Here is a 14,783-nt window from a genome sequence, read left to right as displayed (position 1 = left end):
CCGACGATATCGTAAGAAAAAATAACTATGATGGGATGGGCATGGGCACCTTTCTGATTTTCCTTACAGCTCTGCTAATCTGCGTATTGCTCATCGGATGGTGGTACCGCGCTCACGCCAGACGCCGACGCCTTCCTCTACTGCACGCCTTTAGCGACGCCACTACGCGGCCGCTTCCTGCCGATGAGCGTCAGGCTATCGAAAAGTATCTTGCGGAGCTCAGTCGCACCCTGCAGGTCCCGGCGTCCGGCGCAACGACCGCGCCCGTCGCTTTGGCGCTGAATGAACAGAGTGATACGGTCTACGCGGTGACGCGAGCCATCACTCGCTACGGGATCACTACCGACGCGCCGAATAAATGGCGCTACTTTCTCGATTCGGTGGAAGTCCATCTGCCGCCGTTCTGGGAACAGCATATCAACGACGAAAACAGCGTTGAGCTGATCCCAACCGACAGCCTGCCGCTGGTTATCACCCTTAACGGACATAGCCTGAGCGACTATCGTCAGGAGGCGCAAAGCTACGCCCTGGAACGCGCATCGGCCACCCAGGCCTCCATTCGCGGCGAAGAGAGCGAACAGGTAGAGCTACGGCAGATCCGTCGGGAAAGTCGGGAAGAACACGCCCTCAACCGGCCGGATGGGCTGCGCGAAGCGATCCTGATTGTCGCCTCCTTTCTGTTCTTTTATTTCAGCCTGATTGGGCCAGCCGTTTTTACCCCCTGGCTGGTGGCCGCGGGGGTACTGCTTCTCGCCGCTGGCGTGGGGGGGATCTATGCCCCGCCGCGCCGCGCCGCGTTGCGCGAAATTCACTGCCTGCGGGGCGTTCCCAAACGCTGGGGTCTGTTTGGCGAAAACGATCAGGAACATATCAATAACATCTCGCTGGGTATTATCGATCTCATCTATCCGCGCCACTGGCAGCCATGGATCGCCCAGGACCTGGGACAGCAGACCGATATTGATATCTATCTCAACCGTCACGTGGCCCGCCAGGGACGCTACCTGTCGCTCCATGATGAAGTGAAAAACTTCCCACTACAGTACTGGCTGCGCAGCGCGATTATCGCCGCCGGCGCGCTGGTAGTGGTGATCATGCTGTGGGTCAGCGTACCGCTAAATATGCCGTTTAAGTTCACCCTGTCGTGGTTGAAGGGCGCCCAGACGATTGAAGCGACAACCGTCGACCAGCTGGCAAAAGCCCATGTGCGCATTGGCGATACGCTGCGCCTGACAGGCACCGGGATGTGTAATATCCGTACGCCGGGTAGCTGGTCGGCCAAAGAGGATTCGCCGTTCCTGCCTTTCGATTGTTCACAGATTGTATGGAACGACGCCCCTCCTCTGCCGCTGCCGGAGTCTGATATTGTCAGCAAAGCGACCGCCCTGATGCAGTCCGTCCAGCGCCAGCTGCACCCGGAAACCGACGATGACTCCCGCGTCAGCCCGGCGCTGCGCTCCGCGATTCAGAAATCAGGCATGGTGCTGCTGGATGATTTCGGCGATATCGTCCTGAAAACCAACGATCTCTGCTCGGCAAAGGATGACTGCCTGCGCCTGAAGAATGCGCTGGTCAACCTCGGAAATACCCGTAACTGGGAGGCGCTGACCAAGCGCGCCACCGCCGGAAAACTGGACGGCGTGAACGTGCTGCTGCGCCCGGTCAGCGCGGAGTCGCTGGAGAATCTGGTGACCACTTCCACCGCCCCCTTTGTAATGCGTGAAACTTCGCGAGCCGCGCAGGCGCTAAACAGCCCGGCGCCCGGCGGTTTCTTGATCGCCAGCGATGAAGGCAGCGTGCTGGTCAATCAGCCGTGGCCGGCGGTGAGCCTGTATGATTATCCGGCACATGAGCAGTGGAGCGAGCTGCGGCGACTGGCCGGTATGCTCATGCATACCCCTTTCCACGCCGAAGGGATCGTCACCAATCTGTTTACCGACGCCAACGGCACCCAGCATATCAATCTGCACCGCATCCCCGACCGCAGCGGACTGTGGCGCTATCTGGGCATTACGCTGCTGCTGTTGTCGATGCTGGGATGCATGGCTTACCACGGCGTACAGGCGCTGCGTCGTTATCAACGCCATCGCCAGCGTATGGAAGAGATTCAGAAATATTACGAAAGCTGCCTGAACCCGGTACTGCTCCCCGCGTCTGACCCGCAAGATTAATTTTCCCGGCGACAGGGTATGATACCCTGTCGCCCATTTTCTGCTCGCTGGAGAGTCATCATGCATTTTGATATCGCCTGGCAGGAGGTCGATACCGTTCTGCTGGATATGGACGGCACGCTCCTGGACCTCGCTTTCGACAACTATTTCTGGCAAACGCTGGTGCCTGAAACCTGGGGAGCCGCCCGCGGCCTCAATCTGCAGGAGGCGAAAGACGCCATGCGCCAGGAGTATCACGCCGTGCAGCATACGCTAAACTGGTACTGTCTGGATTACTGGAGCGAGCGCCTGGGTTTGGATATTTGTGCGATGACCAGCGAACAGGGTCCGCGCGCCACGCTGCGCGAGGATACGGTGCCGTTCCTTGATGCGCTCAAGGCCTGCGGTAAGCGACGCATTCTGTTGACCAATGCCCATCCCCACAATCTGGCGGTGAAGCTCAAACACACCGGCCTGGATGCGCACCTTGATTTATTACTTTCCACCCACACATTTGGTTATCCGAAAGAGGATCAGCGCCTGTGGCGCGCCGTGGCGGAGGAGACTGGCCTTGAGGCCCATAAAACGCTGTTTGTCGACGACAGCGAGGCGATTCTGGATGCCGCGAGGGAATTTGGCATTCGTTACTGCCTGGGCATTACCAATCCCGACTCCGGGCTGGCGGAAAAGCAGTATCTGCGCCATCCGGGGCTGAATGATTACCGGCGACTGATCCCTTCGCTTACCCCGAAGGAGAGGCGATGAAAGAGAAGCCCAGCGAAACCGTCAGACTGGACAAATGGCTTTGGGCCGCCCGCTTTTACAAGACCCGCGCGCTGGCGCGGGAGATGATTGAAGGCGGCAAGGTGCATTACAACGGACAACGCAGCAAACCCGGGAAAATTGTCGAGCTGGACGCCATGCTGACGCTGCGCCAGGGCAATGACGAGCGTACGGTACGGATTGTCGGTATTACCGAACAGCGCCGCCCGGCAAGTGAAGCCGTCGCCCTGTATGAAGAGACGGCGGAAAGTATCGAGAAGCGTGAAAAAGTGGCCCTGGCGCGCAAAATGAACGCCCTGACCATGCCGCACCCTGACAGACGTCCGGACAAGAAAGAGCGCCGCGACCTGATGAGATTTAAACACGGCGAGAGTGAGTAACTCGCGCCAGAAAGAGAGATGATTATGACTCAACACGATCAATTACATCGTTATCTGTTTGAAAACTATGCCGTACGCGGCGAGCTGGTGACGGTGTCGGAAACCCTGGAACAGATTCTGGCGAATCACACCTATCCACAGCCGGTGAAAACGGTGCTGGCGGAGCTGCTGGTCGCCACCAGCCTGCTGACCGCGACGCTGAAGTTTGCTGGTGATATTACCGTTCAGCTGCAGGGCGATGGCCCTTTACAGCTGGCGGTGATCAACGGCAATAACCAGCAGCAGTTGCGTGGCGTCGCGCGCGTGCAGGGCGATATTGCGGACGATGCGGATCTGAAAACGATGGTCGGCAACGGCTATCTGGTCATTACCATCTCCCCGAAAGAGGGTGAACGTTATCAGGGTGTGGTCGGTCTGGAAGGCGATACGCTGGCCGCCTGCCTGGAAGATTACTTCCAGCGTTCAGAGCAGTTGCCGACGCGCCTCATCATTCGCACCGGGGAACATGAAGGTCAGCCGATGGCCGGTGGGATGCTGCTGCAGGTGATGCCGGCGCAGGATACCCAGACGACCGACTTCGAGCACCTGGCGACGCTCACCGAGACCATCAAGGCGGAAGAGCTGTTCACCCTGCCGGCGAACGATGTGCTGTGGCGCCTGTACCATGAGGAAGAGGTCACGGTCTACGAGCCGCAGAGCGTCGAGTTCAAATGTACGTGTTCTCGTGAACGCTGCGCTGGCGCGCTGAAGACCCTGCCGGATGAAGAGATAGATAGCATCCTCGCCGATGAAGGCGAGATTGATATGCACTGCGACTACTGCGGTAACCACTATATCTTCAATGCCATGGATATTGCCGAGATCCGTAATAACGCCTCTCCGGCCGACCCACAGGTCCATTAATCCCCGCGTCTTCCACAGGTACAGGGTGGCGATGTTGTTCGTCGCCTTGTGCCTGACTTTTATTTATTCACGAGTTGAATCGATTTTCCCTGAAAGAGTTACGTAATTTTATTCCAGGAAAGCGATTACATTCACAATTCAGTAGTTTTTTTAATTACTTTTTAACCATTAATAAACATCTACCCCCAACATCCGCCCATTTCCTGAGATAATCCACTTCACTTCGTGACAGGAGTCACCGTTTTTTTCGTCATTCTGAGGAATGTCGAGATACGTAAATCTATGAGCCTGGTCGCGGTCAATACCCGGTAAGAAACCCTACAATTTACAGCAGTACATCTTGGCTAAGGAGCAGTGACATGCGCGTTAATCATGGTTTAACCCCGCAGGATCTCAAGGCTTATGGTATCAATGACGTTCAGGATATCGTCCACAACCCCAGCTACGATATGTTGTTTCAGGAAGAGCTCGACCCCAGCCTGGAAGGTTACGAACGTGGCGTATTAACCAGTCTGGGTGCTATCGCCGTCGACACGGGCATTTTTACCGGCCGTTCTCCGAAAGATAAGTATCTCGTTCGCGACGACACCACCCGCGATACCGTCTGGTGGTCCGATAAAGGCAAAGGTAAAAACGACAACAAGCCGCTTTCACAGGAAACCTGGCAGCATCTGAAAGGGCTGGTGACCCAGCAGTTGTCCGGTAAACGGCTGTTTATCGTCGACGCCTTCTGCGGCGCCAACGCCGATACCCGTCTCAGCGTGCGCTTTATTACCGAAGTGGCCTGGCAGGCGCACTTCGTTAAAAACATGTTCATCCGCCCGAGCGATGAAGAGCTGGCGGACTTCGAGCCCGACTTCATCGTGATGAACGGCGCGAAGTGCACCAACCCGCAGTGGAAAGAGCAAGGTCTGAACTCGGAAAACTTCATCGCCTTCAACCTCACCGAGCGCATCCAGCTGATCGGCGGCACCTGGTATGGTGGCGAAATGAAGAAAGGGATGTTCTCGATCATGAACTACCTGCTGCCCCTGAAGGGCATCGCCTCCATGCACTGCTCAGCCAACGTCGGCGAAAAAGGCGATGTCGCTATTTTCTTCGGCCTCTCAGGCACCGGCAAAACCACCCTCTCCACCGATCCAAAACGCCGCCTGATTGGCGATGATGAACATGGCTGGGATGACGACGGCGTGTTTAACTTCGAAGGGGGCTGCTACGCCAAGACCATCAAGCTCTCTGAAGCGGCCGAGCCGGATATCTATCACGCCATTCGCCGCAATGCTCTGCTGGAAAACGTGGTGGTGCGCGCCGATGGCACGATCGATTTCGATGACGGTTCGAAGACTGAAAACACCCGCGTCTCCTACCCCATCGACCATATCGACAACATTGTTAAACCGGTTTCCAAAGCGGGTCACGCCACCAAAGTGATCTTCCTGACGGCCGATGCGTTCGGCGTCCTGCCGCCGGTCTCCCGCCTGACCGCCGATCAGACCCAGTACCATTTCCTGTCCGGGTTTACCGCCAAACTGGCCGGCACCGAACGCGGCGTGACCGAGCCCACGCCAACCTTCTCCGCCTGCTTTGGCGCCGCCTTCCTGTCGCTGCATCCGACACAGTACGCCGAAGTGCTGGTTAAACGTATGCAGGCGGCCGGCGCGCAGGCTTATCTGGTCAATACCGGCTGGAACGGCACCGGCAAGCGTATCTCGATTAAAGATACCCGCGCCATCATCGACGCCATCCTCAATGGCTCGCTGGACAACGCGGAGACCTTTACCCTGCCGATGTTTAACCTGCAGATCCCAACGGCGCTCCCGGGTGTGGATACCCAGATCCTCGATCCGCGCAGCACCTATGGTTCCCCGGAGCAGTGGCAGGAAAAAGCCGATCAGCTGGCGAAGCTGTTTATCGAGAACTTTGAGAAGTATACCGATACGCCAGCGGGCGCCGCGCTGGTGGCGGCAGGGCCGCAGCGCTAACGGGCGTAGAGGTGAAAAAGCCGGGCTTGCCCGGCTTTTTGTTGTGCAACGTCCTGATTAGCCAACCTCGGCCGCACTCAGCTCTCTTTGGTGGGTTTCATCGGCGCCAGCATCCGGTGCACCGGCAGCCAGGCGCGGATCAGTAATCCGCCGCGTTCGCTGGAGCCAATCTCCAGCCGGCCGTTGTGATTGTCGATAATACGCTGAACAATCGCCAGCCCCAGCCCGGTGCCGCTGGTACTGCGGGCGCTATCGCCGCGTACAAACGGCTGGAACAGATGTTCGCGCTGCTCAGGTTTGATCCCCGGCCCGTCATCTTCCACCTGGAACCAGGCCCGACTCGCTTCGCTGCCGCTGCTGACCTTGATCCAGCCATTGCCGTAGCGGGCCGCATTCACCACCATATTCGCCAGCGCACGCTTGATAGACAGGGGATGCATGCGTACCGGGATTTCACCGGCCTGCAGGGCAGTGGCGATCTCACGTTCATAGCCGCTCTCTGCGGCGATCACTTCCCCCAGCACCGCATTGAGGTCCGCCAGCTCCATCGGCATCTCCTGCCCGGTGCGCAGATAATCGATAAACTGCTCGATGATGGCGTTGCACTCTTCGATATCTTTGTTAATCGACTCCGCGAGATACCCGTCCTGCTCGCCCATCATCTCGGTGGCCAGACGAATGCGCGTCAGCGGAGTACGTAAATCGTGGCTGACCCCGGCCATCAGCAACGTACGGTCGTCAGCCAGCTGCTTCACGCCCGCGGCCATATGGTTAAAGGCGCGGGTCACCGAACGCACCTCAGAGGCGCCGTACTCTCGCAGCGGCGGCGGGATAATACCGCGCCCGACCTGCAGCGCCGCGTGTTCGAGATCTACCAGCGGACGGTTCTGAATACGGATAAACAGCCAGGCGCCGCCTATCGCCAACAGCATGATCGCCAGGGTATAGCGGAACAGCGGCGAGAAGTCGCCCTGATGGATCTCGGTCAGCGGTACCCGCACCCAGATATTGGGCGACAGCCAGGTCTTCAGCCACACCACGGGGGAGCTTTTATTGACCTCCACCCGCACCTCAGTGGGGCCGCCGAGCTGATGCGCCATCTGCTGGCTTAAGAATTCATAATGCTGCGCCCAGCGCAGCCCTGCGTCTTCCGCCGCTTCATTAGAATAGAGCGAAATCCCCAGCTCACGATAAATTTCACGACGAAACGCCGGGGGCACCACCAGCTGGGTGCCATCCTCCAACTGCAGTTTGTCGGTCATCAGCATACGGACTTCGTAGGCCAATACTTTATTAAACTGCTGGAGACTCGGCAGGATCGCGAAATTCAGTACCACCAGATAGGTCGTCACCAGGCTGACGAACAGCAAGGTGACGATCAGGAGCAGCGTGCGAGCAAAGGAGCTGCGCGGCGAAAAGCGCACGCGTTTCATGCCTTAGAGCCGTCCGGGACGAAGACGTAGCCCAGACCCCAGACGGTCTGGATATAGCGCGGATGCGCCGGATCCTCTTCCACCATGCGGCGCAGGCGGGAGATCTGAACGTCGATGGAGCGCTCCATCGCAGAATATTCGCGCCCGCGGGCGAGGTTCATCAGCTTATCGCGCGACAGCGGTTCGCGAGGATGACTCACCAGCGCCTTCAGGACCGCAAATTCGCCGCTGGTCAACGGCATCGGCTCGTCTTCACGGAACATCTCGCGGGTGCCCAGGTTCAGTTTGAATTTACCAAAGGCGATAACCGCCTCTTCCTGCGATGGCGCGCCCGGCAGTTCATTCGCCTGACGACGCAGCACCGCCCGAATACGGGCCAGCAGTTCACGCGGGTTAAACGGCTTCGGAATGTAGTCGTCAGCCCCGATTTCCAGGCCAACGATCCGGTCAACCTCTTCACCTTTCGCCGTCACCATAATGATCGGCATCGGGTTGCTCTGACTGCGCAGACGACGGCAAATCGAGAGACCATCTTCCCCAGGCAGCATCAGATCCAGCACCATCAGGTGGAAGGATTCACGGGTTAACAGACGATCCATCTGTTCGGCGTTCGCCACGCTACGAACCTGGAAGCCCTGCTCGGTCAGATAACGTTCGAGCAGCGCACGCAGGCGCATGTCGTCATCCACAACCAGAATCTTATAATTCTCTTGCATTGTTTGTACTCCCAAAGGTTCACTGCAATAGTCAGTGCGTATTCTCAAAAAAGCCCGGCGCGCTCACCAGCTAAATCTGGTATATATTCCAGGCTAAATTGTTACAAAGCATATTTAACAGCAGGTTAAGTATACATTTAATCATAAGACACAGTATTTATCCTGTCGGTATTATTACGCGCTACAAATTGTGCGCAACGACAGACTGTCAGAAGGTTGAACTCACGATGAAAACGCCGCTGATCACCCGCGAGGGATATGAAAAACTGAAGCAGGAAATGGACTACCTGTGGCGCCAGGAGCGCCCGGAAGTGACCAAAAAGGTGACCTGGGCCGCCAGCCTTGGCGACCGCAGCGAGAACGCGGACTACCAGTACAACAAAAAGCGCCTGCGGGAGATCGATCGCCGGGTCCGCTATCTGACCAAATGTCTGGAACAGTTAAAGATCGTCGATTATTCCCCACAGCAGGAAGGCAAAGTCTTCTTCGGCGCCTGGGTAGAGATCGAAAACGACGAGGGTGACACCAAACGCTTTCGCATCGTCGGCTACGATGAGATTTTTGGCCGCAAAGACTACATCTCCATCGACTCGCCAATGGCGCGCGCCTTATTGAAAAAAGAGGTCGGCGATCTGGCTATCGTTAACACGCCGGCGGGCGAAGCCAGCTGGTATGTCAACGAGATCGAATACGTAAAATAGACAAGAACTTTCCGAGAGACACCGGGCGCGACTGGCATTTTCAGCCGTCAGTCCGTATAACTAGTCCCTGATTTTTGACCCTAAAGATGAATTAAAAGCCATGATGAATGATTCGCTCTGCCGCATTATTGCGGGTGAACTTCAGGCCAGAGCCGAACAGGTAGAAGCTGCCGTTCGCCTGCTTGATGAAGGGAACACCGTGCCGTTTATTGCACGTTATCGTAAAGAAGTCACCGGCGGTCTGGATGACACGCAGCTGCGTAATCTGGAAACTCGCCTTGGCTATCTGCGCGAACTGGAAGACCGTCGTCAGGCGATCCTCAAATCCATCGCTGAACAGGGCAAACTGACCGACGCGCTGGAAAAAGCCATCACCACCACGCTCAGCAAAACCGAACTGGAAGACCTCTACCTGCCGTACAAGCCGAAGCGCCGTACCCGCGGGCAGATCGCCATCGAAGCCGGGCTGGAGCCGCTGGCTGACCTGCTGTGGAACGAACCGGCCCACGATCCGGAAGCGGAAGCCGCAAAATATATTAACGCTGACAACGGCATCGCCGACAGCAAAGCGGCCCTGGACGGCGCGCGCTATATTCTGATGGAGCGGTTTGCCGAAGACGCCGCGCTGCTGGCGAAGGTCCGCGACTATCTGTGGAAAAACGCCCACCTGGTCTCCACCGTCGTCAGCGGCAAAGAAGAGGAAGGCGCCAAATTCCGCGACTACTTCGATCACCATGAACCGATCGCCACCGTGCCGTCGCATCGCGCGCTGGCGATGTTCCGCGGTCGCAACGAAGGCGTGCTGCAGCTCTCTTTAAACGCCGATCCGCAGTTTGACGAGCCGCCGAAAGAGAGCCACGGCGAGCAAATTATTATCGACCACCTTGGCCTGCGCCTGAATAACGCCCCGGCGGACAGCTGGCGTAAAGGTGTCGTCAGCTGGACCTGGCGTATCAAAGTGCTGATGCACCTCGAAACCGAGCTGATGGGCACCGTGCGCGAGCGCGCGGAGGACGAAGCCATCAACGTCTTCGCCCGTAACCTGCACGACCTCCTGATGGCCGCGCCCGCCGGGCTGCGCGCCACCATGGGACTCGATCCGGGCCTGCGCACCGGGGTGAAAGTGGCCGTCGTCGACGCCACCGGTAAACTGGTCGCCACCGATACCATCTATCCCCATACCGGCCAGGCCGCCAAAGCGGCCGTCGTCGTCGCCGCGCTGTGTGAAAAGTACAATGTTGAGCTGGTGGCCATCGGCAATGGTACCGCCTCGCGTGAAACCGAGCGTTTCTTCCTCGACGTGCAGAAGCAGTTCCCGAAAGTCACCGCCCAGAAGGTGATCGTCAGCGAAGCCGGGGCTTCCGTTTACTCCGCCTCCGAGCTGGCGGCCCAGGAGTTCCCGGACCTCGACGTGTCGCTGCGCGGCGCGGTCTCCATCGCCCGCCGTCTGCAGGATCCCCTGGCCGAGCTGGTGAAAATCGACCCGAAATCGATTGGCGTCGGCCAGTATCAGCACGATGTCAGCCAGACCCAGCTGGCGCGTAAGCTGGACGCGGTGGTGGAAGACTGCGTGAACGCCGTCGGCGTTGACCTGAACACCGCCTCCGTTCCGCTGCTGACCCGCGTCGCCGGCCTGACCCGCATGATGGCGCAGAACATCGTTGCCTGGCGCGACGAGAACGGCCAGTTCCAGAATCGCCAGCAGTTGCTGAAGGTCAGCCGTCTGGGGCCGAAAGCCTTTGAACAGTGCGCCGGCTTCCTGCGTATCAACCACGGCGACAACCCGCTGGATGCCTCCACCGTGCACCCGGAAGCCTATCCGGTGGTCGAGCGCATTCTGGCGGCCACCCAGCAGGCGCTGAAAGATCTGATGGGCAACAGCAGCGAACTGCGTCATCTGAAGGCTGCGGATTTCACCGATGAGAAGTTCGGCGTTCCGACCGTCACCGACATTATCAAAGAGCTGGAAAAACCAGGCCGCGATCCGCGTCCGGAGTTTAAGACGGCGAAGTTCGCCGACGGCGTAGAGACCATGAACGATCTACTGCCGGGGATGATCCTGGAAGGCGCCGTCACCAACGTCACCAATTTCGGCGCGTTTGTCGATATCGGCGTCCACCAGGATGGACTGGTACACATTTCGTCGCTTTCTGACCGGTTTGTTGAAGATCCGCACACCGTGGTGAAAGCGGGCGACATCGTGAAGGTCAAAGTCATGGAAGTCGATCTGCCGCGTAAACGTATCGCTCTGACCATGCGTCTCGACGAGCAGCCAGGCGACAGCAACGCCCGCCGCGGCGGCGGTCAGGATCGCCCCCAGGGTAACCGCCCGGCCGCGAAGGCCGCCAAACCCCGCGGTCGCGAGGCACAGCCTGCCGGTAACAGCGCAATGATGGATGCCCTCGCTGCGGCGATGGGTAAAAAACGCTAATCTCTCCCTGCCCCTTTTCAGGGGCAGTTTTCATTTTTCATCCCCTGGCGATACGGCCGCCATTACGCGCAAAACGGGTTCAGTCATTTCTGATAACCTGCATTAATTCCGTTAAGGAAAGGTCGCGAAATTATTATTTTCATTTCGTTAACTTAAGAAACCTTAATTAAACATTAGATCGCCGAAATAATATTTTGCGCTATTTGATCACCGACTGGATTTTGCGGCATATCAATAAAAAGGTGATTTTCGCTATAAAAATAGCGCGAAGCGCATCATATGTATTGATGATAAAAACCATTCTCATTATCATCACTTTCAGAACGTTTTTTCCTTTTTCGTTGGCTACGGTCCCCGGCGCAGCTGCCTCCAGGCGTCCGGAAAATTCTTCTTCGGTTAGCGATAGACAAGTAGGCCCTATGCAATTCACACCTGATAGTGCGTGGAAAATTACCGGATTCTCCCGCGATATTAGCCCAGCATACCGTCAGAAATTACTCTCCCTCGGCATGCTGCCCGGTTCCTCATTTCATGTGGTTCGCGTAGCGCCACTCGGCGATCCTGTTCATATTGAAACCCGACGCGTCAGTCTGGTATTACGCAAAAAAGATCTCGCCTTAATCGAACTGGAAGCGGTTGCACAATAACGGCTGGCCCGGCACAAGAGTCTGAAATATGAAAAAATTAACCGTTGGTTTAATTGGTAATCCTAATTCTGGCAAGACCACCTTATTTAATCAGCTGACCGGTGCCCGCCAGCGCGTAGGCAACTGGGCCGGGGTCACCGTTGAGCGTAAAGAAGGCGTTTTCGCCACCACTGACCATCAGGTCACGCTGGTCGACCTCCCGGGGACCTACTCCCTGACCACCATCTCTTCGCAGACCTCGCTGGACGAGCAGATTGCCTGCCACTACATCCTGAGCGGCGACGCCGACATGCTGATTAACGTGGTTGATGCCTCCAACCTTGAGCGAAACCTCTATCTGACGCTGCAGCTGCTCGAGCTGGGGATCCCCTGCGTCGTCGCGCTGAACATGCTGGATATCGCCGAAAAGCAGCAGGTGCGTATCGATATCGACGCCCTCGCCGCCCGTCTCGGCTGCCCGGTCATTCCGCTGGTCTCAACCCGCGGACGCGGAATCGAAGCGCTGAAGATTGCCCTCGACCGTCATCAGGCGAACAGCGATATTGAGCTGGTTCACTATCCGCAGCCGCTGCTGCGCGAAGCTGACCTGCTGGCGCAGCAAATGTCAGCGCAGATCCCGACCCGGCAGCGGCGCTGGCTGGGTCTGCAGATGCTGGAGGGCGATATCTACAGCCGGGCCTATGCCGGCGACGCCGCCGATAAACTGGATATTGCTCTGGCGAATCTCAGCGACGAGATCGACGACCCGGCGTTGCATATCGCAGACGCGCGCTATCAGACCATCGCCGCCGTTTGCGACGCCGTCAGCAACACCCTGACCGCCGAGCCAAGCCGCTTCACCGCGGCAATGGACAAAGTGATCCTTAACCGCTTCCTCGGGTTACCGATTTTTCTCTTTGTCATGTACCTGATGTTCCTGCTGGCGATCAACATCGGCGGCGCGCTGCAGCCGATTTTTGATGCCGGCTCGGTCGCGGTCTTTATTCACGGTATTCAATGGCTGGGCTACACCCTGCACTTCCCGGACTGGCTGACCGTGTTCCTCGCCCAGGGGATCGGCGGCGGTATCAACACCGTGCTGCCGCTGGTGCCGCAGATCGGCATGATGTATCTGTTCCTCTCCTTCCTCGAGGACTCCGGCTACATGGCTCGCGCCGCCTTTGTCATGGACCGCCTGATGCAAGCCCTCGGCCTGCCGGGGAAATCCTTTGTCCCGTTGATTGTCGGTTTCGGCTGCAACGTGCCGTCGGTGATGGGCGCCCGCACCCTTGACGCACCGCGCGAGCGTCTGATGACCATTATGATGGCGCCGTTTATGTCCTGCGGCGCGCGGCTGGCGATCTTCGCCGTCTTCGCGGCCGCGTTCTTTGGTCAGAACGGTGCGCTGGCGGTCTTCTCGCTCTACGTGCTGGGCATTGTGATGGCCATTCTCACCGGCCTGATGCTGAAGCACACCATTATGCGTGGCGAAGCCTCGCCGTTCGTGATGGAGCTGCCGGTGTACCACGTCCCGCACATCAAGAGCCTGATTATCCAGACCTGGCAGCGCCTGAAAGGCTTTGTGCTGCGCGCCGGGAAGGTGATCGTCATTGTCAGCATCTTCCTCAGCGCGCTGAACAGCTTCTCGCTGAGCGGTAAGGTCGTCGACAACATCAACGACTCCGCGCTGGCCTCGGTGAGCCGGGTCATTACGCCGGTGTTTAAACCGATCGGCGTGCATGAAGATAACTGGCAGGCCACCGTCGGCCTGTTTACCGGCGCGATGGCGAAGGAGGTGGTGGTCGGTACGCTGAACACCCTCTATACCGCCGAAGATATCCAGAATGAGGAATTCAATCCGCAGACCTTCAGCCTCGGCGAAGAACTGCTCGCCGCCGTCGACGAAACATGGCAGGGACTGAAAGACACCTTCAGCCTCAGCGTCCTGGCCAACCCCATCGAAGCCAGCAAAGGCGATGGCGAGATGGCCACCGGCGCCATGGGCGTGATGGGCAGTAAATTTGGCAGCGCGGCGGCGGCATACAGCTACCTGATCTTCGTTCTGCTCTATATCCCCTGCATCTCGGTGATGGGCGCCATCGCCCGCGAATCGAGCCGCGGCTGGATGACCTTCTCCATCCTGTGGGGGCTGAATATCGCCTATTCGCTCTCGACGCTCTATTACCAGACCGTCAGCTTTAGCGACCATCCGCGCTACAGCCTGGCGTGTATCCTGGCAGTGGTGTTGTTCAACGTGGTGCTCTTCGGCCTGCTGCGCCGGGCGCGCAGCCGGGTGGACGTCTCGCTGCTGGCCACCCGAAAAACGCCGGCCTCCTGCTGTTCCAGCCCGGCTGGTGATTGCCACTAAGGAGGGTCTGTGGCGTCGTTAATGGAAGTCCGCGATATGCTGGCCCTGCAGGGTCGTATGGAGGCGAAACAGCTCAGCGCCCGCCTGCGGACGCCTCAGCCGCTGATTGACGCGATGCTGGAACGGATGGAAGCCATGGGTAAGGTGGTACGGATCAGCGAAACGAGCGAGGGCTGTCTCTCAGGCAGCTGTAAAAGCTGTCCTGAAGGGAAAGCGGCGTGCCAGCAGGAGTGGTGGGCGCTGCGATGAAAGGAGTCAGGCCTGGTCGTGCAGCGGGTAAAACGAGTAAGTCAGCAGTGAAAAACGGGCC

Annotated in this window: 12 protein-coding genes; 10 read left to right on the top strand and 2 right to left on the bottom strand. The window is 58.0% G+C overall.

Going from position 1 to position 14,783, the window contains the following annotated elements; genetic code table 11:
• The first annotated feature begins 41 nt into the window (after nt 1–41).
• From SP68_RS01710 to pckA, 5 genes are all read left to right on the top strand, one after another.
• Complete coding sequence (locus SP68_RS01710) at nt 42–2,171, top strand: intracellular growth attenuator family protein (protein ID WP_016161902.1); 2,130 nt, start codon at nt 42–44, stop codon at nt 2,169–2,171.
• A gap of 60 nt (nt 2,172–2,231) precedes the next feature.
• Nucleotides 2,232–2,915, top strand: coding sequence for a GMP/IMP nucleotidase (gene yrfG / locus SP68_RS01705; protein ID WP_004181456.1), 684 nt, complete (start codon nt 2,232–2,234; stop codon nt 2,913–2,915).
• The gene (gene hslR / locus SP68_RS01700) at nt 2,912–3,313 is read left to right on the top strand and encodes a ribosome-associated heat shock protein Hsp15 (protein ID WP_008807008.1); all 402 of its coding nucleotides are present in this window, start codon (nt 2,912–2,914) and stop codon (nt 3,311–3,313) included. Before yrfG ends, hslR begins: the two co-directional genes overlap by 4 nt.
• Nucleotides 3,314–3,331: 18 nt before the next feature.
• Entirely contained in the window at nt 3,332–4,216 is an 885-nt protein-coding gene (hslO, locus tag SP68_RS01695; RefSeq protein WP_008807007.1) for an Hsp33 family molecular chaperone HslO, read from the top strand.
• Between the two features lie 359 nt (nt 4,217–4,575).
• Nucleotides 4,576–6,198 carry a phosphoenolpyruvate carboxykinase (ATP) gene (gene pckA / locus SP68_RS01690; RefSeq protein WP_016161903.1) on the top strand — a complete coding sequence of 541 codons (1,623 nt, stop codon included), beginning with the start codon at nt 4,576–4,578 and terminating at the stop codon, nt 6,196–6,198.
• Nucleotides 6,199–6,275: 77 nt separating this feature from the next.
• On the opposite strand, the gene envZ is transcribed toward pckA, so the two are convergent.
• Together envZ and ompR are read right to left on the bottom strand one after the other, a co-directional pair.
• The gene (gene envZ, locus SP68_RS01685) at nt 6,276–7,631 is read right to left on the bottom strand and encodes a two-component system sensor histidine kinase EnvZ (protein WP_008807005.1); all 1,356 of its coding nucleotides are present in this window, start codon (nt 7,629–7,631) and stop codon (nt 6,276–6,278) included.
• Nucleotides 7,628–8,347 (bottom strand): osmolarity response regulator transcription factor OmpR, encoded by a 720-nt coding sequence (gene ompR / locus SP68_RS01680; RefSeq protein ID WP_001157751.1) that lies wholly within the window; start codon nt 8,345–8,347, stop codon nt 7,628–7,630. The genes envZ and ompR overlap by 4 nt, the downstream gene beginning before the upstream one ends.
• A 227-nt stretch (nt 8,348–8,574) precedes the next feature.
• Between ompR and greB the strand changes: the two genes are divergently transcribed.
• From greB to feoC, 5 genes are all read left to right on the top strand, one after another.
• Nucleotides 8,575–9,048, top strand: a complete 474-nt coding sequence (gene greB / locus SP68_RS01675) for a transcription elongation factor GreB (protein WP_008807004.1) — start codon at nt 8,575–8,577, stop codon at nt 9,046–9,048.
• A gap of 100 nt (nt 9,049–9,148) precedes the next feature.
• A complete protein-coding gene (locus SP68_RS01670; RefSeq protein ID WP_040968926.1) occupies nt 9,149–11,479 on the top strand; it encodes a Tex family protein in 2,331 nt (776 codons plus the stop codon).
• Nucleotides 11,480–11,898: 419 nt separating this feature from the next.
• On the top strand, nt 11,899–12,126 hold the full coding sequence (gene feoA / locus SP68_RS01665; protein ID WP_002920506.1) for a ferrous iron transporter A: 228 nt from the start codon (nt 11,899–11,901) through the stop codon (nt 12,124–12,126).
• Nucleotides 12,127–12,154: 28 nt separating this feature from the next.
• Nucleotides 12,155–14,473 carry a Fe(2+) transporter permease subunit FeoB gene (feoB, locus tag SP68_RS01660; RefSeq protein ID WP_040968927.1) on the top strand — a complete coding sequence of 773 codons (2,319 nt, stop codon included), beginning with the start codon at nt 12,155–12,157 and terminating at the stop codon, nt 14,471–14,473.
• Between the two features lie 9 nt (nt 14,474–14,482).
• The gene (feoC, locus tag SP68_RS01655; protein WP_004202151.1) at nt 14,483–14,722 is read left to right on the top strand and encodes a [Fe-S]-dependent transcriptional repressor FeoC; all 240 of its coding nucleotides are present in this window, start codon (nt 14,483–14,485) and stop codon (nt 14,720–14,722) included.
• The last annotated feature ends 61 nt before the right edge of the window (nt 14,723–14,783 follow it).

The sequence above is a fragment of the Klebsiella variicola genome, from assembly GCF_000828055.2.
Classification (GTDB): Bacteria; Pseudomonadota; Gammaproteobacteria; order Enterobacterales; family Enterobacteriaceae; genus Klebsiella; species Klebsiella variicola.
Note: the sequence above shows the minus strand (reverse complement) of the source record. Positions and strands in the feature narration are given on the sequence as shown.